Annotated in this window: 23 protein-coding genes; 11 read left to right on the top strand and 12 right to left on the bottom strand. The window is 70.5% G+C overall.

Annotated elements, in window-relative coordinates:
* Positions 1–61 precede the first annotated feature (61 nt).
* Together ACIBVN_RS35355 and ACIBVN_RS35350 are read left to right on the top strand one after the other, a co-directional pair.
* Positions 62–1,363: an FAD-dependent oxidoreductase gene (locus ACIBVN_RS35355; RefSeq protein ID WP_397143977.1), complete on the top strand. Its 1,302-nt coding sequence runs from the start codon at positions 62–64 to the stop codon at positions 1,361–1,363.
* Positions 1,347–2,489 (top strand): DUF6986 family protein, encoded by a 1,143-nt coding sequence (locus ACIBVN_RS35350; protein WP_397143975.1) that lies wholly within the window; start codon positions 1,347–1,349, stop codon positions 2,487–2,489. The genes ACIBVN_RS35355 and ACIBVN_RS35350 overlap by 17 nt, the downstream gene beginning before the upstream one ends.
* 54 nt (positions 2,490–2,543) lie before the next feature.
* Here ACIBVN_RS35350 and ACIBVN_RS35345 read toward each other — a convergent pair whose 3' ends face one another.
* The 5 genes from ACIBVN_RS35345 to ACIBVN_RS35325 all read right to left on the bottom strand — a co-directional run bounded on the left by ACIBVN_RS35345 (position 2,544) and on the right by ACIBVN_RS35325 (position 7,278).
* Entirely contained in the window at positions 2,544–3,224 is a 681-nt protein-coding gene (locus tag ACIBVN_RS35345; protein ID WP_397143973.1) for a copper homeostasis protein CutC, read from the bottom strand.
* Between the two features lie 128 nt (positions 3,225–3,352).
* A complete protein-coding gene (locus ACIBVN_RS35340; protein ID WP_397143971.1) occupies positions 3,353–3,955 on the bottom strand; it encodes a GNAT family N-acetyltransferase in 603 nt (200 codons plus the stop codon).
* 202 nt (positions 3,956–4,157) lie between these two features.
* Positions 4,158–4,895 carry a GntR family transcriptional regulator gene (locus tag ACIBVN_RS35335; RefSeq protein WP_349449969.1) on the bottom strand — a complete coding sequence of 246 codons (738 nt, stop codon included), beginning with the start codon at positions 4,893–4,895 and terminating at the stop codon, positions 4,158–4,160.
* A 728-nt stretch (positions 4,896–5,623) separates the two neighbouring features.
* Positions 5,624–6,106, bottom strand: a complete 483-nt coding sequence (locus ACIBVN_RS35330; protein ID WP_397143968.1) for a Zn-ribbon domain-containing OB-fold protein — start codon at positions 6,104–6,106, stop codon at positions 5,624–5,626.
* The gene (locus tag ACIBVN_RS35325; RefSeq protein WP_397143966.1) at positions 6,106–7,278 is read right to left on the bottom strand and encodes a thiolase C-terminal domain-containing protein; all 1,173 of its coding nucleotides are present in this window, start codon (positions 7,276–7,278) and stop codon (positions 6,106–6,108) included. The genes ACIBVN_RS35330 and ACIBVN_RS35325 overlap by 1 nt, the downstream gene beginning before the upstream one ends.
* Positions 7,279–7,431: 153 nt before the next feature.
* On the opposite strand from ACIBVN_RS35325, the gene ACIBVN_RS35320 reads away from it, so the two are divergent.
* The 5 genes from ACIBVN_RS35320 (at position 7,432) to ACIBVN_RS35300 (ending at position 12,568) form a co-directional block, all read left to right on the top strand.
* Positions 7,432–8,043 (top strand): flavin reductase family protein, encoded by a 612-nt coding sequence (locus ACIBVN_RS35320; protein WP_397143964.1) that lies wholly within the window; start codon positions 7,432–7,434, stop codon positions 8,041–8,043.
* Positions 8,036–9,190, top strand: coding sequence for an acyl-CoA dehydrogenase family protein (locus ACIBVN_RS35315; RefSeq protein WP_397144042.1), 1,155 nt, complete (start codon positions 8,036–8,038; stop codon positions 9,188–9,190). Before ACIBVN_RS35320 ends, ACIBVN_RS35315 begins: the two co-directional genes overlap by 8 nt.
* Before the next feature lie 11 nt (positions 9,191–9,201).
* Positions 9,202–9,975 (top strand): SDR family oxidoreductase, encoded by a 774-nt coding sequence (locus tag ACIBVN_RS35310; protein WP_397143962.1) that lies wholly within the window; start codon positions 9,202–9,204, stop codon positions 9,973–9,975.
* A gap of 62 nt (positions 9,976–10,037) precedes the next feature.
* The gene (locus ACIBVN_RS35305) at positions 10,038–11,333 is read left to right on the top strand and encodes a DUF2252 domain-containing protein (RefSeq protein ID WP_397143960.1); all 1,296 of its coding nucleotides are present in this window, start codon (positions 10,038–10,040) and stop codon (positions 11,331–11,333) included.
* Positions 11,334–11,368: 35 nt separating this feature from the next.
* Positions 11,369–12,568: a RimK family alpha-L-glutamate ligase gene (locus tag ACIBVN_RS35300; RefSeq protein ID WP_397143958.1), complete on the top strand. Its 1,200-nt coding sequence runs from the start codon at positions 11,369–11,371 to the stop codon at positions 12,566–12,568.
* On the opposite strand, the gene ACIBVN_RS35295 is transcribed toward ACIBVN_RS35300, so the two are convergent.
* The 5 genes from ACIBVN_RS35295 to ACIBVN_RS35275 form a co-directional block, all read right to left on the bottom strand.
* Positions 12,565–13,380, bottom strand: coding sequence for a RimK family alpha-L-glutamate ligase (locus tag ACIBVN_RS35295; RefSeq protein WP_397143956.1), 816 nt, complete (start codon positions 13,378–13,380; stop codon positions 12,565–12,567). The genes ACIBVN_RS35300 and ACIBVN_RS35295 overlap by 4 nt on opposite strands.
* Before the next feature lie 95 nt (positions 13,381–13,475).
* Positions 13,476–13,742, bottom strand: coding sequence for a hypothetical protein (locus tag ACIBVN_RS35290; RefSeq protein ID WP_397143954.1), 267 nt, complete (start codon positions 13,740–13,742; stop codon positions 13,476–13,478).
* Between the two features lie 46 nt (positions 13,743–13,788).
* Positions 13,789–14,073 carry a hypothetical protein gene (locus ACIBVN_RS35285; protein WP_397143952.1) on the bottom strand — a complete coding sequence of 95 codons (285 nt, stop codon included), beginning with the start codon at positions 14,071–14,073 and terminating at the stop codon, positions 13,789–13,791.
* A 150-nt stretch (positions 14,074–14,223) separates the two neighbouring features.
* Complete coding sequence (locus ACIBVN_RS35280; protein ID WP_397143950.1) at positions 14,224–15,132, bottom strand: SDR family oxidoreductase; 909 nt, start codon at positions 15,130–15,132, stop codon at positions 14,224–14,226.
* A gap of 31 nt (positions 15,133–15,163) precedes the next feature.
* Entirely contained in the window at positions 15,164–15,901 is a 738-nt protein-coding gene (locus tag ACIBVN_RS35275) for an SDR family oxidoreductase (protein WP_397143948.1), read from the bottom strand.
* A 49-nt stretch (positions 15,902–15,950) separates the two neighbouring features.
* Between ACIBVN_RS35275 and ACIBVN_RS35270 the strand changes: the two genes are divergently transcribed.
* The 4 genes from ACIBVN_RS35270 to ACIBVN_RS35255 are packed head-to-tail and all read left to right on the top strand — an operon-like array spanning position 15,951 to position 19,216.
* The gene (locus ACIBVN_RS35270; protein ID WP_397143946.1) at positions 15,951–16,679 is read left to right on the top strand and encodes an enoyl-CoA hydratase family protein; all 729 of its coding nucleotides are present in this window, start codon (positions 15,951–15,953) and stop codon (positions 16,677–16,679) included.
* Between the two features lie 8 nt (positions 16,680–16,687).
* Positions 16,688–17,458, top strand: a complete 771-nt coding sequence (locus tag ACIBVN_RS35265) for a CoA transferase subunit A (RefSeq protein ID WP_397144040.1) — start codon at positions 16,688–16,690, stop codon at positions 17,456–17,458.
* Entirely contained in the window at positions 17,442–18,164 is a 723-nt protein-coding gene (locus tag ACIBVN_RS35260) for a CoA-transferase subunit beta (protein WP_397143944.1), read from the top strand. The genes ACIBVN_RS35265 and ACIBVN_RS35260 overlap by 17 nt, the downstream gene beginning before the upstream one ends.
* A complete protein-coding gene (locus ACIBVN_RS35255) occupies positions 18,161–19,216 on the top strand; it encodes an NAD(P)H-dependent flavin oxidoreductase (protein WP_397143942.1) in 1,056 nt (351 codons plus the stop codon). The genes ACIBVN_RS35260 and ACIBVN_RS35255 overlap by 4 nt, the downstream gene beginning before the upstream one ends.
* On the opposite strand, the gene ACIBVN_RS35250 is transcribed toward ACIBVN_RS35255, so the two are convergent.
* Complete coding sequence (locus ACIBVN_RS35250) at positions 19,203–19,874, bottom strand: pentapeptide repeat-containing protein (RefSeq protein ID WP_397143940.1); 672 nt, start codon at positions 19,872–19,874, stop codon at positions 19,203–19,205. The genes ACIBVN_RS35255 and ACIBVN_RS35250 overlap by 14 nt on opposite strands.
* A gap of 11 nt (positions 19,875–19,885) precedes the next feature.
* A complete protein-coding gene (locus ACIBVN_RS35245) occupies positions 19,886–21,367 on the bottom strand; it encodes a glycoside hydrolase family 3 protein (RefSeq protein ID WP_397143938.1) in 1,482 nt (493 codons plus the stop codon).
* Positions 21,368–21,393: the final 26 nt, after the last annotated feature.

Genomic DNA, 21,393 nt, shown 5'->3' with positions numbered 1-21,393 from the left:
CGGTGATGAGCGGCTACGTTTGCAGGACCGATCATGCGGTACTCGCGTCTTAGGAGGCAGCGTGGCGTTGCACGTGGCGGTCATCGGGTCGGGCCCCGCCGGGATCTACACGGCCGAGGCTCTGGTGAAGCAGTCGGCCGAGCCCGTGGAGGTCGACGTCCTCGAGCGCCTGCCGACGCCGTACGGGCTGGTCAGGTACGGCGTCGCGCCCGACCACACGTCGATCAAGTCGATCGCGAACTACCTGCGCAGGGTGCTCGAGCTCCCTCAGGTCCGCTTCCTCGGCGGCGTCACGCTGGGCGAGCACATGTCCGTCGAGGACCTGCTGAGCACGTACGACGCGGTGGTCTACTGCACGGGCGCGATGGTCGACAGGAAGCTCGGCATCCCTGGTGAGGACCTGCCGGGCAGCGTGGCGGCGACCGACTTCGTCAACTGGTACTGCGGGCATCCCGACGTCGATCCCGGGCGGTTCACGCTGGACAGCCCGGAGGTGGCGGTGATCGGCGTCGGCAACGTGGCCGTGGACGTCGTACGCGTCCTGGCCAAGACCCACGAGGAGCTGCGCTCCACCGACGTGCCGCACGACGTGCTCGAGCGCCTCGAGGAGAGCCAGGTCAAGGCCATCCACATGATCGGCCGCCGCGGTCCCGAGCACGCCAAGTTCACCCTCAAGGAGCTGCGCGAGCTGGGTGAGCTGGCCAACGCCGACGTCTGCGTGCGCCCCGAGGAGGCCGTCGTCCTGGGCGCCGACTTCCCGCGCCAGGTCCAGGGCAACATCAAGGTCCTGCAGTCGTGGGCCGCGCGCGAGCCGGTGGGCCGCCCGCGCCGCCTCGACGTGCGCTTCTGGCTTCGGCCCGTGGAGATCCTCGGCGCCGAGCGGGTGGAGGGGCTCAAGCTCGAACGCACCCGCCTGTCGGAGGAGGGGCGCGTGGTCGGCACGGGCGAGTTCGAGACGCTGCCGGTCGGCATGGTGCTGCGCTCGGTCGGCTACCAGAGCGTGCCGCTGCCCGGGGTGCCGTTCTCGGACAAGACCATGACCGTCCCGAACGAGGCCGGGCGGGTGCGTGACCGCGAATACGTGGCAGGCTGGCTCAAACGCGGTCCCACCGGGGTGATCGGCACCAACAAGTCCGACGCGGCGGAGACCGTCCGCACGCTCCTGGCCGACCTCGCGGGGCGCGTGCCGGTGAGCCGGGGCTCCATCGACGACCTGCTGGCCGCCCGCGGGGTGCGTCCTGTGACTTACGAGGAGTGGCTGGCGATCGAGGCGGCCGAGGCCGACCTGGCCAGGTCGCTGGGCCGGGGCGAACGCGTCAAGCTCGTCGGCCTGGAGGCAATGCTCCGTGCGTGCCGTCCCTGAGGGGTTCGAGGAGGCCCACCGGGTCCAGCAGGCCCGCTATCCGTCCGCCGACGTGGGCTGGCAGCCGGTCCACACCGTCTACGTCCCCGCCGACCGGTTCTCGGCCCGTACCGTCTCCGAGTGGGGCGATCAGGCGTTGTCCCTGGTCAAGGCGCACCTGGCCGATCCCGGCGCGCTGGCGGAGGTCTTCGACGTGCCCAGCGGGCTGGGCGCCGCCGTGCACGCCAAGGTGGTCCAGAAGCTCTCCGCCGAGCCCGTCGAGGACCTGCGGATCGACTTCGAGGACGGGTACGGCGTACGGCCAGGACCGGTGGAGGACGAGCATGTGGCGCAGGCCGTCGAGGCGGTGGCCACGATGCATGCGGCGGGGGCGCTGCCGCGGCGGTGGGGGCCGCGGGTCAAGTCGTTCGCCGACGGGGATCCCGGGCGGTCGGTGCGCACGCTCGACCTGTTCGTCACGGGAGTGGTCGAGCGGGCGGGCGAGCTCCCGCCTGGATTCACCGTGACGTTTCCAAAAGTCCTGATGGAGGCGTACCTCGGGCACTTCGCGGAGGTGCTGGAGGAGCTCGAGGCGGAGCTGGGGGTGCCGCTGCGGTTCGAGATGCAGGTGGAGGCGCCGCAGACGCTGCACTTCCTGCGCGGGGATCTGGCGGAGTCCCTGGGCGGGCGGCTGGCCGCGGCGCACTTCGGGGTGTTCGACTACACGGCGGCGATCGGGCTGCCACCGCACGAGCAGCGGCTCGACCATCCCGCGTGCGACCACGCCCGGCACGTCATGCAGACCGCGTTCGCGGGCACGGGGGTGGAGCTGTCGGACGGGTCGCTGGCCGCCTCGCCCGCCTCCGACCGCGGGCCGGACGTGCACGCGCTGTGGCGGCGCCATGCCGAGCTGGTCAGGCACTCGTTGCGGCACGGCTTCTATCAGGGATGGGACATGCACCCTTCACACCTGGTGAGCCGGTTCGCCACCGTCTACGCCTTCCACCTGGCCCGGTACGAGGCGTACCAGGAGCGCGTGAGAGCTTGGCAGGAGCAGCGGGAGGCCGGGGGTGGGGTCATGGACGAGCCCGCCACGATCCGCACGCTGGCGGCCGCTCTCAGGCGCGCGGACGCGGCTCTGCCGTGACCGCGGCGGGTGGCCCCGCCGTGACCGCGCCCAGCAGCGCCCCGTGACCCGGTCTCAGTCGCGTTCGACCATGGCTCGCCACTGGCGTACGAGCCGCCACTCGACCGGGTCGGACCAGCTCGCCCGCACGGCGGAGCCCACGTGGAAGGCGCGGACGCCGTAGTCGAGCAGCGCCGGGACGTGCGCCGGCTTCAGCCCGCCGCCGGCCAGGATGATCGAGCCGTCACCCGCCTCGGCGCGCGCCTTCAGCACCGGGAGCCCCTGCCCCACCCCGTTGGGCGAGCCCGAGGTGAGCACGGTGGCGAGGTTGGGCAGCAGCCGCACGGCCCGCCAGGACGCCTGGACGTCGGCCGCGTGGTCGACGGCCCGGTGGAACGTCCAGGGCAGCGGCGAGACGGCGTGGATGAGCGCCTCCGTGGCCGCGAGATCGACCTTCCCCGAGCCGTCCAGGAACCCGAACACGAACCCCGCCGCCCCTGCCTGCGCCAGCGCCTTGGCGTCCCGGCTCAGCCGGTCGAGCACGTCGGAGTCGGCGGTGAAGTTGGCGTCGCAGCGGAGCATGACCATCTGAGGAAGGGGGCATTCGGCGGCGATCGCGGCAACCGTCTCGGGGGACGGGGTCAGCCCGTCGGCCGCCATGTCGGCGACGACCTCCAGCCGGTCGGCGCCACCCTGTTCAGCGGCCACGGCGTCGCGCACGTTCAGCGCGATCACCTCGAGCAGGGATCCGGTCATGGAGGAGAGGTTATATGGTGCTCTGCACCATTCCGGCGCAATCACACCAAAAGGTCCCGCCTTCAAGGCCGGGCCGCAGCCGGCCGGAGCTGGGCCCCGGCCGGGCTGCGGGTGGTGGACGAAGCGCGTCAGGCGCTGATCAGCTCGGCCATGGTGAGGTCCCGGAATGCCGTGGTGGACAGGTCTTCCGAGTGCCGTTCGAACAGGGCTCCCGAGGCACGGTGCGGAAGATCCACCGTGCGGACGTGGCGGAAGCCGCGGTGGCGGTAGTAATCCTGCAGCCGCCGGTTCCCCTTGGCGCAGTCCAGCCGCAGCAGGGGCAGCCCTGCCGCGTGGGCCGAGGCGCCGGCCCAGTCCAGGAGGGCGTCGCCGAGGCCGCTGCCGGACCAGGGACGGGCCACGGCCAGCTTGTGGACATAGAGGGCCGCCCCGGGATCGTCGTCGAGTGCCCAGAACTCCGGGTCCGCGTGGCCGTCGAGGGCTATGGTGGCCACCGGCGGGGCCGATTCGTCGGGGTCGAGGTATCTGAGCTCGTCGTCGAGCAGGTAGAGCACCCGCTCCTCAATGAGCGGCTCGATCCGCTCGGGGCCGAAGCCCCCGCGCGGCCACTGCCGCACTCCTTGCGAATAGAGCCACTCGGCGGTGTCAGCGAGCAGGGTGAGAATGCCGCGAAGATCTTCGGGTTCGGCTCTGCGGAGAGCGAGCGGGTGAAGCAGGGTGTTTGTGTGCATAATACAACTCCCGTTGCGTTGGGTGTGCGCGCAAATACACAGCGTGATGACGCAATGTCGCGCAGGCCCGAAATGGGACCTCAACCCGATATATATGGATAAATGGCGATTTAGGGGAGTATGCACGACTCCCCATGGCCAGCGAGGCGGCTTATTTCTCGCTGCGCCCGGCCGGCTGAATCACCCCTTCACCCCGAGCCCGTTAGCGGCGATCGAGCTCGTATCTGATCAGATGTTTGTCGGCGGGCAGCACCGACACCGCGACACGCACCGGCATGTCCGCCCCGTCGAAACCGACTCGGACGTAGACCATGACGGGCGTGCCGAGCTCTAGTTGGAGGCGCTCGGCCTCCTCCTGGTTGGGCATGCGGGCCCAGATGTCGTCCACGACGCGCACCTGCGCATGCCCCAGCTCCTCCAGCACCCGGTTCGCCCCTCGCGCGATGTCTCCAGGCCTGGCGATCTCAGAATCGGCAACCAGATCACGGGGGAAGTAGGAATCGTTGGTGTTGTACGGCTGGCCGTCCACGAAACGCAGACGGCGTCTCACCACCGCCAATTCCCCGTCCGCCAACTCCAGCCTGCTGGCGATCTCCTCGACGGGAGACACCGTCAGCACCTCGATGTACTGGCTTGGCGCGCGGCCTTCCTGCGCCACGGCATAGGCGAAGGCTTCCCGCAGTTCCCCGGAAGGTTGTGGCTCCAACTCCCGCTGCGGATAGATCAGCAGCGGTCTGCGATCTCTGACCACGGTTCCGCGCCGCGGCGTGCGCGTAACGAGCCCCTCATTGACGAGCTCTCCCAGGGCCAGCCTTACGGTGTTCCTGCTCACCCCATGGTCTTCCATGAGCTGCGCCTCGGTCGGTAGCTGTGCGCCCGGGCCGAGGACACCCGAGTAGATGGCTCGACGCAATTCCGCAGCCACCTGCTGATACAGCACCGACCTTGCCACTTTCACCCCTTTTGTTCCAACAATTTAGACGATCTGGTTCTAGCAGGCCACAACCCCTTGACCGAACCCCCTCCCGCGGCCCATCATCCATTCGTTGGTACAAATCCATCTAAAGGCCGGTGAGGGGGTGAAGGCCAGTGTTGCCGGTCCGCACGGGTACGCCGTACCTGCCCTGGCATGACCCTTGCGAAGCAACACGTTTACTGCGTTACGGGTTGCCTCGCCAGCGGTTCACCCACACCTACCAGAGCAATGGCGCATCCGAGCAATCGGCGTTGACTGAGCTGACCGTGTGGTGCAACGACGGATCCTTTGTCGGGAATGAGGAGGGTGGCGCCCCCGTCACGCACCCCATCGATGACCCGGTCGGTGCAGCTCAACGCATCGCCGCACGTTACCGGCAACGGGAGCTTTCACACTCCCCCATCGACTCCGTGCGCGATTCAACGGTCTAGGACTCCATCCCTCGCCGGAGTCCTGGCGCCGCCGCACACGGAACAGGAAGCGCGTCCTGGCGGGTCCCCCACGCCCGCCAGGGCGCGCTTTCCTTCTTTGGGAACCCGCTGCCTTTCCCCACCCAGGCGGCCCGCGCGCCGACCGGCGGACAGGCATGATCGTGACCCGCGACCTCCGGGCCATGCCTGCCATCAAGTCCGAACCGGTCATCACTTGCCGCCAAGTCAGAGCCGTCCGCGTTGACGCCTACTGCCACATCATCAACCCTCGGAGCCGAACCTGCGGGGCTGTTCGTGATGGTGGGACTGGTGGGGCTTACCGGCCTGATGAGTATCCGGACTCCCGTCATCCTCGGCCGGCTCCCAGTCCAGCAGCGTCAGCCCTTCGTCGATCCGGCGGTAGGCGCCCCGGACCCGCCGGCCAGGCTCCGGAGGCCGATCGCCGCGCCAGTTCCCGTACACGAAGCACCCCGGCACCGCGGCCAGCCTGACCATCACCACCACGTACGGCTCCCCGAACCCGGGCATGAACGGCTGATGGTTGACGATCCAGCTCTCCACGACCCCCTCCGGCTCCACCTCCCGCCAGTGCCACGCCTCCGTCCGGCACGCGGGGCAGAACGCCCGCGCCGGGAAGCGCACCGTGCCGCAACCGTCGCACTCCTGCACGGCGAACTCCCGCCCGGCGACACGCTCCCACCACTCCCTCGAGTCCCGATCGAACTGGGGCCGGTACGCCGTCATCACGGCCTCCTCAGGATCAGGGCGGAGGTGGCCGGGAGGATGTAGCCGGGCTGGGCGGTGGAGAGCGCGACCTCGGCACCGAGCACCTGGCGGTCCCCGGCGTCGCCCCTGAGCTGGGAGACCGCCTCGGCGACGTGGTTCATGCCGTGGACGTAGCCCTCCGACAGGAAGCCGCCGTGCGTGTTGACCGGGAGCGGGCCGTCCAGCGCGGTGGCGCCCGAGGCCACGTACGGGCCGCCCTCACCCTTGCCGCAGAACCCGTAGTCCTCGAGCTGGACGATCACCGAGTACGTGAAGCAGTCGTACAGCTCGGCCACGTCGATGTCGCCCGGCCCCAGCCCGGCCTGCGCGTACAGGCGCGGGGCCAGGGCGGCGGCCGCGGTCACCGTGGGGTCGGCGGACGGGTCCGACAGGTGTGTGGTGCCGCCGCCCCAGGCGGCCGCCGAGATCAGCACCGGGGGATGGCGCAGCGAGCGGGCGCGTTCGGCCGTGGTGACGACCACGGCGCAGGCGCCGTCCGTCTCCAGGCAGCAGTCCAGCAGCCGGAACGGCTCCGCGATCCACCTGCTCGCCAGGTAGTCGTCCAGTGTGATCGGGGTACGCATCAGTGCCCGGGCGTTCTTGGCGGCGTTGGCCCGCTGGGTGACCGCCAACTGCCCGAAATGCTCAGCCTTAGTGCCATATTTCAGCATGTGGGCGCGGGCGTACATGGCGTACTGCTGCGGCGGCGCCACATACCCGTACGGAGCCTGGTACTGCACCTCAGGGCTCACCGGGACGCCCCTGCCCGTGCCGCCCATACGGAACTCCGAGCGGGCGTTGATGGCCCGGTAACAGACGACCGTCTCGGCCATCCCGGCCGCCACCGCCAGCGCCGCCTGGCCGACGACCGTATGGGAGACGCTGCCGCCGCCGAACTGGTCGAGGTGCCAGGCGAGGTCCGTCAGGCCCAGCGCCGGGCCGACCAGCGTCGGCGCGGCGGAGTCGCCCACCCTGTGCGTGGCCAGACCGTCCACCTCGTCCACCGCCAGCCCGGCGTCCTCCAGCGCGGCCAGCACGGCACGGCAGGCCAGGGTGAGGGTGCTGACGCCCGAGTCCTTGGTGAAGGGCGTGTAGCCGACCCCGGCTATGGCGGTGCGGTCCCGGAAGTCAAGCAAGCGCTTGGGTAACACAATTGTCACGTTAAGCCGGGCATTTCCCCCATGTCAACGCAGTGCGGCGAGCGCGGCCGCCCCGCTCCAACTTGACATGGTCTTGCCATCCGCCCTACCGTCCAAGCAAGCGCTTGGTAAGATAGGCGCAGCCGGTGGACTAGGAGGCGGACCATGAGCACACACGCTGCCCGGCTCGTGGCGCCGGACGGCTGTCGCGGCCTTCCGGCGCCCCATCAGCGCAGGATTCGCAACGGAGCCACCATGCCGACCGGCCCTTCACCCCAAAGCGCGAACGGCCACCTCGACAGCCGCCTCTTCCGGCAGGTGCTCGGCAGGTTCGCGACCGGTGTGGTGGCGATCACGGCGGTCGACCCGGCCGACGGCCGGCCGTGCGGGCTGGCGGCCAACTCCTTCACCTCCGTCTCGCTCAATCCGCCTTTAGTGGCGTTCTGCGTGGCGTACACGAGCACCAGCTGGCCCAGGGTGCGCGGCGCGAAGGTCGTCACCGTGAACGTGCTGGCCGAGAACCAGCAGGACGTGTGCGCCCAGATGGCGACCAAGGGCGGCGACAAGTTCGCGGGCCTGGCCTGGACCGGCTCCCCCGGCGGCAACCCGGTGCTCGAAGGCGCGCTGGCCTGGATGGACTGCGCGGTCGAGGCCGAGCACCCGGCGGGCGACCACATGATCGTGGTGGCCAGGGTGCTCCAGCTCGACACGCACGCCGAAGGCGGCCCGCTGGTGTTCTTCCGCGGCGGGTACGGAGGCTTCGTTGAGCCTGCCTGATCCGGCGGGCGCCACGCCAGGGCTCCGCGAGACGGCGAGGGCCTGGCTGGAGGAGGCGCTGAGCGGCGAGTTCGCCCACGTCAGGGGGCTCGGCGGGCCCGGGCGCGAGCACGAGGGCCACGAGCTGCGCCAGGCGTGGGAGCGCCATCTCGGCAAGGCCGGATGGACCTGCCTGGGCTGGCCAGAGCGGTACGGCGGCCGCGCCGCCTCCCTGGAGGACCAGGTGGCCTTCTATGAGGAGTACGCCAGGGCCGACGCCCCCGCCAGGGTGGGCCACATCGGCGAGGGGCTGATCGGCCCCACCATCCTCGAGTTCGGCACCGACGAGCAGAAGGACCGCTTCCTGCCGCCCATCCAGCGCGGCGAGGAGCTGTGGTGCCAGGGCTACTCCGAGCCCGAGGCCGGGTCCGACCTCGCCAACGTCCAGACGAAGGCGCAGCTGGAAGGCGACGAATGGGTCATCACCGGTCAGAAGGTGTGGACTTCGCTGGCGCACGTGGCCGACTGGTGCTTCGTGCTCTGCCGCACGGAGCCGGGCTCGCAGCGGCACAAGGGGCTGTCGTACCTGCTCGTCCCCATGGACCGGCCCGGCGTCGTCGTCCGGCCGATCGTGCAGCTGACCGGGACGTCCGAGTTCAACGAGGTGTTCTTCGACGGCGCGCGCACGGCGGCGGGGAACATCCTGGGCGCGCCGGGTGACGGCTGGCGGGTCGCGATGGCCACGCTCGGCTACGAGCGCGGCGCCTCCACACTCGGGCAGCAGATCGGGTTCCGGCGGGAACTGGCCAAGGTGATCGAGACGGCCAGGCGCACCGGCGCCGTCGACGACCCCGTGCTGCGCGACCGGCTCGTCCGGTCGTGGCTGGAGCTGGAGATCATGCGGCTCAACGCGCTCAGGATGCTGCGCCCCGACCCCGGTCCCGAGGTGTCGATCGCCAAGCTCTACTGGTCGGAGTGGCATCGGCGGCTGGGCGAGCTGGCGCAGGCCGTACAGGGCAGGGAGGGGCTCGTGGCCGGGAGCGCGCAGGGCGAGCTCAATGAGCTGCAGCGGCTCTACCTGTTCAGCCGCGCCGACACGATCTATGCCGGATCCAGCGAGATCCAGCGCAACATCATCGCCGAGCGCACCCTGGGACTCCCCCGCTGATTGGAGCACGGATGCCTCCTCCATACCCGAAGGCACACGGACTGCTCGACGGCAAGGTGACGCTCGTGACGGCCGCCGCAGGGGCGGGCATCGGCTACGCGACCGCGCGGCGCTGCGCCGAGGAGGGCGCCACGATCGTCCTGTCCGACCGGCACGAGCGCCGCCTGTCCGCCGCCGCCGACGCGCTGACCGAGCTCACCGGCGTCAAGCCGCTCGCCGTGCCGTGCGACGTGACTTCGGAGGCTCAGGTGCTGGCGCTGTTCGACGCGGTGGTGGAGGCGCACGGCCGGCTGGACGTGGTCGTCAACAACGCCGGTCTGGGCGGTACGGCCCCGCTGGCCGAGATGTCCGACGACCAGTGGCACGCGGTCATCGACGTCACCCTGAACGGCACCATGCGCTGCACCAGGGCGGCACTCAAGCAGATGCTCGCCCAGGGCTCCGGCGTCATCGTGAACAACGCCTCCGTGGTCGGCTGGCGGGCCCAGCGGGGGCAGGCGCACTACGCGGCAGCCAAGGCCGGGGTGATGGCGCTGACCAGGTGCGTCGCGCTGGAGGCCGCCGAGCACGGCGTACGGGTCAACGCGGTGGCGCCCTCGCTGGCGGTGCACCCGTTCCTGGCGAAGGTGACCAGCGAGGAGCTGCTGGCGGAGCTGGCGGCCAAGGAGGCGTTCGGGCGCTCGGCCGAGCCGTGGGAGGTGGCGAACGTCATCGTCTTCCTGGCCAGCGACTACTCCTCGTACATGACGGGAGAGGTGGTCTCGGTCTCCTCCCAGCACCCCTGACCAGCCGTGTCAGGGAAAGACCAGGGTAGGCGGCAAGGAGATCGCGATCTAGTGTCCGGGGTATGGGCGCACGCTCTTCCTTCCTGCTCGATGTCCTCATGACGGAGTTCGGCGAGTCGATCCAGCGAGACCCCGCCGCTTTCAGGCGGAAATTTCGGAAAATGGCGGCTTCTCCTTTCGCCTTCTACCGGGGCAGTGCCTGCCTGTTCTACGCGGACATGACCGGCTCGTACGCCGACGAGTCCTACCTCGACAAGCCGACCAGCCGGGTCTGGATCCACGGCGACCTCCACGCGGAGAACTTCGGCACGTACATGAACGCCTCCGGCGTCCTGGTCTTCAACGTCAACGACTTCGACGAGGCGTACGTGGGCCCGTACGTCTGGGACCTCAAGCGCTTCGCCGCCAGCGTGGCGCTCATCGGGTACGCCAAGGCGCTGTCCGACGACTCGATCAGCGTGCTCGTGACCGACTTCGCCGGCGCGTACCTGGTCGAGCTGGCCGCCCTGGCAGCCGGCGGGGACGACGCGATCGGCTCGCTCACGCTGGACACCACGACCGGCGTGCTGCACCGGGTCCTGCAGACGGCGCGGCTCAGCACGCGGGTGGCGCTGCTTGACGTCGAGACCGTGATCGACGACTACGACCGGCGGTTCGCGCTCATGGAGGGCAGGCAGAGCGTGGACGCGGCGGCCAGGCAGGCGGTGCTGGCCGCGTTCCAGGACTACCTGGCCACGTTGCCGGGGCAGAGCGACGGCGTCGGGCACGTGGTCAAGGACGTGGCGCTGCGCAAGGGCGTGGGCATCGGCTCCGCGGGGCTGCCCTCGTACAACCTGCTGCTCGAAGGGCGCTCGCAGGCGCTGGAGAACGACGTCATCCTCTACATGAAGCAGGCGGCGGTGCCCGCGGTGGCGCGGCACGTCACCGACGAGAAGGTGGCCTCCTACTTCCTGCACCAGGGGCATCGCACGGCCGAGTCGCAGCGGGCCCTGCAGGCGTACGCCGATCCCTGGCTCGGCTACACGACGCTCGACGGGGTGGGCCAGCTGGTGGCCGAGGTTTCGCCGTACTCCGCCGACCTCGACTGGGACGACGTCAACGAGCCGGCGGAGCTGCGCTCGATCGTGCAGGACCTGGGGCGGGCGGTGGCGCGCATGCACTCGGTGGCGGACGACGATTCCAGTCACGACCTCGTGGACTTCTCGACGGAGGAGGCGATCGTGGCGGTGATCGGCAACGACAAGCCCGGATTTATCGGGATGCTGGTGGATTTTGCCCACCGGTACGGGGCACAGGCCCGGGAAGACCATCAAAGGTTCGTCGACCTGTTCCGCAACGGCCGTCTGCCTGGCGTGTGACCCCCGGCGGCCGCGCGGGCGGGAGGAGGGGCGTCGTGCGACATCTGATCGGGCTGCTGCTCGGGACCGAGGAGGACTGGCCGTCGGCGTTCGAGACCGTGCTGCGGCGGCTCGGCCCGATCAAGGGGGTGGGCGAGTTCGGCGTGGAGCGCCTCACGATCGAGCCGTTCGACCTGCGCGCCAGGCCGCGTCACGAGCTGGTGATCGACCGCCTGGCGTACTGGTACTACCACCCGCGCGAGTGGCTCAAGAAGGTCTCCATGATGGACGACGTCTACCTCCTGAACAGCCCGTTCACGTTCCAGTCGATGGAGAAGCACACGGCGTACTGCGCGATGATGCGGCTCGGGCTCAAGGTGCCGGAGACGGTGCTGGTGCCGTACAAGAACCCGCTCGACAACGCGCGGTACGCCTACACGGCGGCCCGCTACAACCAGCCCTTCGACCTGGACGAGGTGGCGGAGCGGGTCGGCTACCCGCTCTTCATGAAGCCGTACGACGGCGGCGCCTGGCGCGGGGTGTCGCTGGTGCGCGACCGGGACGAGCTGCACCGGGCCTACGACCAGAGCGGCGAGATGCTCATGCATCTCCAGCAGGCCATCGAGGGCTACGACGCGTTCGCCAGGTCGTTGTCGATCGGGGCGGAGACGATGGTGATGCGGTTCAGGCCCGAGGAGCCGATGCACGCCCGCTACGCCGTGGACCACGAGTTCCTGTCGCCGTCCGTGGGCGAGGAGGTGGTGACCATCGGGAAGCTGGTGAACGCGTTCTTCCGGTGGGAGTTCAACTCCTGCGAGACCCTGATCAAGGGCTCGGACGTGCACCCCATCGACTACGCCAACGCCTGCCCCGACGTGGCGCTGACGAGCCTGCACTACTACTTCCCCTGGGCGATCAAGACGCTGGTGAAGTGGAGCGTCTTCTGCGTGGCCACCCGGCGCAGGCCCAGGATCGACCTGGAGACGCACGACTACTTCACCGTCGAGGGGACGTACGAGGAGCGGCTGGCGGAGTACCGGAGGCTGGCGGACAAGTACTTCCAGACCGAGCGCTACCACGAGTTCTGCCAGGACCACCTGGCGCACATCGACGAGGTGGTGCTGGAGTGGGTGGCCGGGGCCGAGTTCGACCGGTTACTGGTGGACACCGTGACCGCCACGTACCCGGCCCACGAGCGCGACCGCTTCGTCGAGCACTTCCGCGGGCTGCTGCGGCTCTGGGTGAAGGAGTCCTAGAGCAGCTCGCGCAGCGCCGCGGCGAGGTTGGCCGCCGCCCGCGGCTCGTACCGCAGGTAGAGGTAGGGCTCCGTCAGCTCCACCTCGATGACCGCGGGCTCGCCGCCGGGTAGCCGGACCAGGTCGATCCGGGCGTAGAGAAGGGGCTGGGGTACGGCGGTGAGCACCTTCTCAGCGAGATCGACCTGGTCCGGGGCTGGTGTGCGGACCGTTGCCCGCGCGTTGTCGCCGTCCGTCATCCCGGGGGCCAGCATGGGCACCCGGCGTACGGCGTGGCTGAAGCGGCCGTTGAAGTACAGCAGCGAGGTCTCGCCCTCCGACTCGACCATGTCGAGGTACGGCTGCACCATCGGGGTGCGTCCGTCGGCCTCCAGCGCGGCGGCCAGCGCCTGGGCCTGGTCACGGTCGGTCGTCCTGGTGGTGTCGCGGGCGCCGGCGGAGATCGCCGGCTTGACGACGTATTCCGGCCAGTCCGGCAGGCCCTGCGACGACCAGTGCGTCGGCACGATCGGCACGCCGAGCTCCCGCAGATAGGTCTTGTCGGTGTTGGTCTCGAGGACAGGGGACGGGTTGAGCAGCCTGGTGACGGACTCCACGCGGCGCGCCCACGCCAGGAACTCCTCCCGCCTGAGGATGTAGTCCCAGACCGAACGGACGACCACGGCGTCGTACGAGCTCCAGTCGACGGCGGGATCGTCCCAGCGCTCGACGCGCCCGTCGATGCCCGCCTCGCGCCAGGCCGACAGGGCGAGATCGCGCTCGTCGTCGCCGCCCTCGGGATCCTCGAACGTTACATATGCACAAATAGCCACCGAGGGATGCTATTACGGCGCGAGCCAGACCATTTCCGGCCCGGCCCGCACCATGGACGCGCTCGCGGCTGCGCATCGCGGCACGTCCCGTCTCATCAGTCGATCTCGACGACGTCCTCGATGCGCGAGGTGCCGCGGTTGGTGGCGGTCACGGCGTTGCCGTTGACGTTGTTGACGTCCGTGGCGGCGAGGCCGCTGCGGTTGCTGCTGACGACGTTGCCGAAGTTGTTGCCCGACTGGGAGGACTCGCGGTTGGAGCTGGTGTTGCCGGCGTTGACGTCCGCGTACGCCGGCGCCGACAGCAGCGTCACACCCGTGGCCGCAGCGGCGACAAAACCGGTCACGCAGAGCTTCTTCATCATGTGTTTCGTTGTCCTTTCGGATCGTTTGGTCTCGGACGTCAGCCGGTCAGTAGAAGATGTAGGTCACCGTGATCCCGCCGTCGGTGGCGGTCGGGGCGATGCCGTTGATGTTGTTGACGTTGGTGGAGGCGCCCTCGCCGCGGTTGACGGCGGTGACGTCGCCGAAGTTGTTTCCTGACTGGTTGGAGCCGCTGTTGCCGCTCCAGTTGCCGAACCAGCTGTCGCTGCGCCAGGGGCCGGACCAGCCGTCGTCGGCGTGAGCGGGCGGAGCCGGCAGCGCGCCGCCGACGGCCGCCGCCATCACGGCCGCGGCGCACACCCTTCTGATCACTCTCTGCTCCTTCGTCAGCTGGGTGTCAGGGTTGGCGGGCACGAGGCCCGCCCACCCCTTTGACCTTCCTTGACCGCAGGAGATCAAGGTCAGTGCGAGCATATAACCCTGCGTTGACGATAGGTAGCTGTACGTTACCAGAACATTGTTCTATGAATGCTGGCCGTAGACCGGTTCGGGGGACGGGGCAGAGGCGAGGAGGGTGGTGACCGCCTCACCGACGTGCGCCGGGTCCCAGCGAGCGCCCCGATCCACCTCGGGGCCGTGCCGCCAGCCGTCGGCCAGGGCGATCGTCGCGCCCTCCACCTCGAAGACCCGGCCCGTCACCTGGCCCGACCCCGCGGACCCGAGCCAGACGACGAGCGGTGCGATGTTCGCGGGGTCCATGGGGTCGAACCCGGACTCCGGCCTGGCCATGGTCGCGGCGAACACCTCCTCGGTCATGCGGGTACGGGCCGCGGGCGCGATGGCGTTCACCGTCACGCCGTACCTGCCGAGCTCGGCCGCGGCCACCTGCGTCAGCGCGGCGATCCCCGCCTTGGCGGCCGAGTAGTTGGCCTGGCCGACGCTGCCCAGCAGGCCCGCGCCGGAAGAGGTGTTGATCACCCTGCCCTCGACGCGCTCGCCTGACTTGGACCTCTCCCGCCAGTGCGCCGCCGCTTGCCGCAGCGGCAGGAAATGGCCCTTGAGGTGGACGCGTACGACGTCGTCCCAGTCCTGCTCGGTCATCGAGACGAGCATCCGGTCCCGCAGGAAGCCCGCGTTGTTCACCAGCACGTCGAGGCGGCCGTACGCGCTGACGGCGGTCTTGACCAGCCGGGCGGCGCCGTCCCAGTCGGACACGTCGTCGCTGTTGGCCACCGCCTGGCCGCCGAGCGCGTGGATCTCCGCGACCACCTCCAGCGCCGGGCCGCCCGAGCTGCCCTCGCCGCCCGGGCCTGTGCCGAGGTCGTTCACCACGACGCGGGCGCCCTGCCTGGCGAACTCCAGCGCGTGCTCCCTCCCGATGCCCCGACCGGCGCCCGTCACGATCACCACGCGGCCAGCACAGATTCCCACACAGACCTCCCAGAAGGATCATGCAGAGATATCAGGAAATGTCGCTGTAGGCCAGGTTTCGCCAGGCGGGGATCTCGCCGCCGCCGTCCACCCGCACCTCGGCGCCCGTGACGTAGCCGGGCGCGGCCAGCCACAAGCACGCCGCGGCCACGTCGGCGGGCGTCGCCATCCGGCCCGCGGGGATGGCCGCGCCCATCCCGTCCTCGCGCCCGCCGTAGTGCGAGGAGGCGTTCTCGGTGGCGGCGAGGCCGACCACGACGGTGTTGACGCGCACCTCAGGGGCCCACTCGGCGGCCAGGCAGCGGGCCAGGTGGTGCAGCCCCGCCTTGGCGGCGCCGTACGCGGAGGTGCCGGGTGAGGGGCGCGCGCCGCCGGCGCTGCCGATCATCACGATCGCGCCTCCGGCGGCGGCGAGCAGCGGGTACGCGCGCTGCGAGACCAGCAGCGGGGCCGTGAGGTTGAGCTCGATGACGCGGGCGTGCAGCCGCGGCGAGGTGCCGTCCAGCGGCGCGTACGGCGAGCCGCCCGCGTTGTTGACCACCACGTCGAGCCGGTCGAACCCGCAGACCAGCCGCTCGACATCCTCGGGCACGCGCACGTCCGCCCGGACAAACCGGAGCCCAGGGATCGGGGCGGTGGGCTCCTTCCTGGCGCAGACCGTCACGTCGGCGCCCGCCGCGCGGAAGGCGCGGGCGATCCCGGCGCCGATGCCCTTGGTGCCGCCGGTCACCAGGACGGCCTTGCCCGTGTAGTCGTAAGTCACGGTCACGGGTGCTAACGTACCAAGCAAGCGTTAGGTGCAACCAGACGGGAGCGGGATGGGAATCACCCTGCGGGCCGGGCCGATCGCCGAGGTCGTGGTGGACGTGCCGCCGGTGAACGCGTTGACCGTGCGGGGCTGGGAGGAGCTGGCGGAGGCCGTCCGGCGGGCCGGGGACGAGCCGGGGACCAGGGTGGTGGTGCTGCGAGCCGAGGGGCGCGGGTTCAACGCCGGGGTCGACATCAAGGAGCTGCGGGACGCCGAGGGTCACCAGGCGCTGGTCGGGGTCAACCGAGCCTGTTACGCGGCGTTCGCGGCGGTCTATGAGTGCGCGGTGCCGGTGATCGCGGCGGTGCACGGCTTCTGCCTGGGCGGCGGCGTCGGTCTGGCCGGCAACGCCGACGTCGTGGTGGCGAGCGACGACGCGTACTTCGGGCTGCCCGAGGTGGACAGGGGCGCGCTGGGCGCGGCCACGCACCTGGCCAGGCTGGTCCCGCAGCACCTGATGCGGGCCATGGTCTACACGTGCAGGAACGTGACGGCCGCCGAGCTGCACGCGTTCGGGTCGGTGCTGGAGGTGGTGCCGCGCGACAAGCTGCGCGACGCGGCGCTGGAGGTGGCGGGACAGATCGCCGCGAAGGACCCGTACGTGATCCGCCGCGCCAAGGAGTCCCTCAACGGCATCGACCCCGTGGACGTCAAGCGCAGTTACCGCTTCGAGCAGGGCTTCACCTTCGAGCTGAACCTGACGGGCGCCGGAGACCGGCACAGGGAGCGATTCACGTGACCAAGCTGATGTCGGCCGAGCAGGTCGCGAGCCAGATCGAGAGCGGGATGACGGTCGGGATCGGCGGCTGGGGCTCGCGCCGCAAGCCGATGGCGCTCGTACGCGCCCTCCTCCGCTCCCCCGCCGACGACCTCACGATCGTCTCGTACGGCGGCGCGGACGTGGGCATGCTGTGCGCGGCGAAGAAGGTACGCAAGGTCGTGGCCCCGTTCGTCACGCTCGATTCCATCCCCTTGGAGCCCCACTTCCGGCGGGCCAGGCAGTCCGGGGAGATCGAGTTCGTGGAGTACGACGAGGGGATGTTCATGTTCGGGCTGCTGGCGGGGGCGCACCGGCTGCCGTTCCTGCCGACGCGGGCGGGGCTGGGGTCGGACGTGCTGCGGGTCAATCCGGAGCTGCGGACGGTCCGGTCGCCGTACGCGGACGGGGAGGAGCTGGTCGCGGTGCCCGCCCTGACCATGGACGTGGCCCTGGTGCACATGAACCGGGCCGACCCCCGGGGCAACGCCCAGTACCTGGGTCCCGACCCGTACTTCGACGACCTCTACGCCAAGGCCGCGCGGCGGTGCTACGTGTCGTGCGAGCGGGTGGTGGAGGACCTGCTGAAGGAGGGGCCCGTGCAGTCGTTGCTGATCAGCCGCTCGATGGTGGCGGGGGTGGTGGAGGCGCCCGGCGGGGCGGGGTTCACCTCGTGCGAGCCCGACTACGGGCGGGACGAGGCGCTCCAGCGGCGTTACGTGGAGACGCCTTGGGAGGAGTTCGATGAGCAGCAGGGCTGACGTGTGCGTGGTGGCGTGCGCGGAGGCGTTCAGGGGCGACGGGGAGATCCTCGCGGCGGGGATCGGCGGGGCGGTCACGGTGCTGGCGGCGCGGCTGGCGCGGCTGACGTTCGAGCCGGAGCTGCTCACGCACGACGGCACCTGCCTGCTCACCGGCGACGTGCCCGCGCTGGGCGAGACGCCCGAGGTGGTGGAGGGGTGGCTGCCGTTCCGCGAGCACCTGTGGCTGGTGCTGAACGGCCGGCGGCACGTGATGCTCGGGGCCAGCCAGATCGACCGGCACGGCAACACGAACATCTCCTGCATCGGCGACTGGTCGCAGCCCAAGGCGCAGCTGCTGGGCGTTCGGGGCGCGCCGGGGAACACGCGCTGCGACCCGACCAGCTACTGGATCCCCCGGCACTCGACCCGGGTGTTCGTGCCCGAGGTGGACATGGTCAGCGGGGTCGGGACCGACAGGGGCGCATTCGACCTGCGCCGGGTGGTGACGAACCTGGCCGTCCTGGACTTCCACGGCCCTGACGGAACCATGCGGCTGGTGTCGGTGCATCCCGGGGTGCGGGTGGACGACGTGGTGGCAGCGACCGGCTTCGATCTCGACATTCCTGGAAATGTCGCCCAGACGCGCGGGCCGACCCCCGAGGAGCTCGACGTCCTGGACCGGCTCGATCCCCAGCGGACCCGCGACCGCGAGGTGGCGGCGTGAGGACCGCGCTGACCGATCTGGTCGGGTGCCGCCACCCGATCGTGCAGACCGGCATGGGGTACGTCGCGGGCGCCCGGCTCGCGGCGGCCACCTCGCAGGCGGGCGGTCTGGGCGTGATCGGCGCCGCGACGATGTCGGTGGCCGAGATGACCTCGGCGATCAGGCGGGTGCAGGAGCGCACGGACGCGCCTTTCGGGGTGAACATCCGCTCCGACGCCGACGACGCCGCCGAGCGGATCGAGGTGCTGATCGGCGAGGGTGTGCGGGTGGCGTCGTTCGCGATGGCGCCCAAGCGCGACCTGATCGCGCGGCTCAAGGACGCGGGCGTGGTCACGATCCCGTCGGTGGGCGCCCGCCGGCACGCGGAGAAGGTGGCGGGCTGGGGCGTCGACGCGGTGATCGTCCAGGGCGGCGAGGGCGGCGGCCACACCGGTCCGGTCGCCACCACGTTGCTGCTGCCCCAGGTCGTGGACGCGGTGGACATCCCGGTGATCGCGGCCGGAGGCTTCTTCGACGGGCGGGGGCTGGTGGCGGCCCTGGCGTACGGGGCCTGCGGGATCGCCATGGGGACCAGGTTCCTGCTGACCAGCGACTCCCCGGTGCCCGACGAGGTGAAGAAGCTGTATCTGGCCACGCGGGAGACGGTGGTCACGACCCAGGTGGACGGGGTGCCGCACCGGGTGCTCCTGACGCCTTTCGTGGCGTCGCTGGAGCGGTCGCGTCTGGTCCGTGCGGTGGTGAACGGGGCCAGGTTCAAGCGGCTGTCGGGGCTGTCGTGGGGCGAGCTGCTCCGCGAGGGCCGCCGGATGAGGCAGGCCCGGGACCTGACCTGGACTCAGGTGCTGCAGGCGGCCAACACGCCGGTGCTGCTGCGGGCCGCGATGGTGGAGGGCAGGTCGGATCTCGGAGTGATGGCATCGGGCCAGGTGGTGGGCGTGATCGACGATCTGCCGTCGTGCCGGGAGCTGATCGAGCGCATCATGGCCGAGGCCGAGGCCGCCCTCTCCCGCCTGCCCGGCCATTCTCGTGACGCCGAGGCTAGACGACGGTGATGCCGCGGGCGGCGAGGATGGCGTTGGCCTGGGTCTGGTTGATGATGGCGCCCGCGAACGCCCGCACCTTGGCGTCGTCCGGCTGGCCCAGATCGGCCCCGCGCAGATCGGCCTTGGCGAACTTCGTGTGCAGCAGGCGCGTCCCGATCAGCCGGCAGTCGCTGAACGTGGCCTCCGTGAAGTCGCAGCCCGACAGATCGGCGTCGTCGAAGCGCACGCCCTCGATGAGCTCCCCGCGCAGCGAGCAGCCGCCGAGGTTGGCCAGGGTCAGGTTGGAGCGGGTGAGCTTGAAGCCGGTGCCGCGCGAGGCGGTGAGCGCGGTGCCGATCATGCGGCAGCCCGTGAACGAGACGTCCGTCAGGAGCGCGCCGCCGAACTGGGCCGAAGACAGGTCCACGTCCGTGAACGTCACGTCGATGAGGTCGGCGTCGTTGAAGCGGGTCCGCATGCCGCCCCCGCCCGTGAACGAGGCACCGTCGAGGTCGGCCTTGCGGAAGTCGGTCTGGTCCAGCACGCACGACTCGAATCTGGCCCCCGCCAGCGGGGCGCCCCACAGGTCGGTCTCCGTGAGGTCGCAGTCGCGGAAGACGTGCGTCTCGTCGGAGGGGAGCCGGTCGGCCAGCGCTTTGCGCGAAAGATCCTCGCCGTCGAAGTTCACGGGATCACACCCTACCCATGGGCACCGGTGAGCACTTCGGCCGCCGCCTGCCCGCAAACGCGGGCGGAGCCGTACGTGGCGATGTGCACGGCGCCCAGATCCGACCGCGCGGGAAGCCCCATCTCCACCACCACCGCGTCGGGCCGGGCGCTGAGCAAGTGCCGTAGCGACTGCTCCTGCCAGGCGTAGCGGTGCACGTCACGGACCACGATCACCAGTGGCCGTCCTTTGGACTCCCTGAGCAGGCGCTCCAGCGCCGAACCCGTCGAGTCCCCCACCGTCAGCCGGGTCACCACGGTGTCCGGCAGCAGGCGGGCCAGGGGCTCCCCGACGCCCCACGGCGTTTTCCTGTCGATGGCCAGGTTCATCTCCGGCGCCAGCTCCACCACGTACGCAGGGGAGGTCAGGGGCAGCACGGGAGCGGCCGACCGGCGGGTGAGCCTGATCGCCCGGCGCGCGGCGAGCAGGCCGATGGAGCCGTCACGGGGTGCCTGGCCGCCCGAGGAAGCGGCCCATGAGGCCAGCTCGCGGACCCTTCGAGCGGCGTCGGCCAGCCGCTCCTCGGGCAGCAGTCCCTGGATCACCGCCGTGGCGATCGCGTCGCGGATCCCGGCGGCGGTGGCCTCGTCGGCGCGTTCGCCGCCGACGCAGATCGCGTCGGCTCCCGCGGCGATGGCGCGGGCGGAGGCGCCCCCGATCCCGTACGCCCCCGCCACCGCCGCCATCTCGATGCCGTCAGTGATGATCATTCCTTGGAACCCGAGCTCCTCCCGCAGCAGCCCGGTGAGCACCTTGGGGCTGAGCGTGGCGGGCAGCTCGGCGTCGTACGACGGCACCAGGAGATGGCCGGTCATGACGGCCTTGACGCCTTCCTTGATCGCTTCCCGGAAAGGGAGCAGCGCGTCCTCGATCCCGCCGTCGGACACCACGGGCACGCCGTGATGCGAGTCCACCGAAGTGTCCCCGTGCCCGGGGAAGTGCTTGGCGCACGCGGCCACGCCCGCCGACTGCAGGCCGCGTACGAACGCCCTGGTGTGCCGGGACACCAGGGCGGGGTCCGCGCCGAAGGCCCGCAGGCCGATGACGGGGTTGTCCGGGTTGGAGTTGACGTCGGCGGAAGGGGCGAAGTCGAGATTGATGCCCACGGTGGCCAGGTCGCCGCCGAGATCCCTGGCCAGGGCCTCGGTCAGGCCCACGTCGTCCACGACGCCGAGCGCGTACCCGCCGGGGCGGCTGCTTCCTGTGGCCACCTCCAGCCGCGTGACCTCCCCCGACTCCTCGTCGGTGCCGACGAGCACCGAGGGGTTCTCGGCACGCAGCGCGGCGGTCAGCCGGGCCACCTGGCCGGCGTCGGCGATGTTGCGGGAGAACAGCACGACGCCGCCCAACCCGCCGCCGAGGCGGCGGCGGACCCAGTCGGGAGGCATGTGTCCCGTGAAACCGGGGAAGAGGACGGCGTCGGCGAGGCGAAGCAGGTCACCGCTCAAGGGCATGACCCGCAATCTAATAGGAAAGTTTC

The organism is Nonomuraea sp. NPDC049400, from assembly GCF_044466425.1.
Lineage (GTDB): Bacteria > Actinomycetota > Actinomycetes > Streptosporangiales > Streptosporangiaceae > Nonomuraea.
Note: the sequence above shows the minus strand (reverse complement) of the source record. Positions and strands in the feature narration are given on the sequence as shown.

Coding starts and splice junctions, on each gene's coding strand:
- ACIBVN_RS35345 (WP_397143973.1), bottom strand. CDS start 3,224: ATGACCGGATCCCTGCTCGAGGTGATCGCGCTGAACGTGCGCGACGCC.
- ACIBVN_RS35340 (WP_397143971.1), bottom strand. CDS start 3,955: ATGCACACAAACACCCTGCTTCACCCGCTCGCTCTCCGCAGAGCCGAA.
- ACIBVN_RS35330 (WP_397143968.1), bottom strand. CDS start 6,106: ATGACGGCGTACCGGCCCCAGTTCGATCGGGACTCGAGGGAGTGGTGG.
- ACIBVN_RS35320 (WP_397143964.1), top strand. CDS start 7,432: ATGAGCACACACGCTGCCCGGCTCGTGGCGCCGGACGGCTGTCGCGGC.
- ACIBVN_RS35310 (WP_397143962.1), top strand. CDS start 9,202: ATGCCTCCTCCATACCCGAAGGCACACGGACTGCTCGACGGCAAGGTG.
- ACIBVN_RS35305 (WP_397143960.1), top strand. CDS start 10,038: ATGGGCGCACGCTCTTCCTTCCTGCTCGATGTCCTCATGACGGAGTTC.
- ACIBVN_RS35290 (WP_397143954.1), bottom strand. CDS start 13,742: ATGATGAAGAAGCTCTGCGTGACCGGTTTTGTCGCCGCTGCGGCCACG.
- ACIBVN_RS35270 (WP_397143946.1), top strand. CDS start 15,951: ATGGGAATCACCCTGCGGGCCGGGCCGATCGCCGAGGTCGTGGTGGAC.
- ACIBVN_RS35265 (WP_397144040.1), top strand. CDS start 16,688: ATGTCGGCCGAGCAGGTCGCGAGCCAGATCGAGAGCGGGATGACGGTC.
- ACIBVN_RS35260 (WP_397143944.1), top strand. CDS start 17,442: ATGAGCAGCAGGGCTGACGTGTGCGTGGTGGCGTGCGCGGAGGCGTTC.
- ACIBVN_RS35245 (WP_397143938.1), bottom strand. CDS start 21,367: ATGCCCTTGAGCGGTGACCTGCTTCGCCTCGCCGACGCCGTCCTCTTC.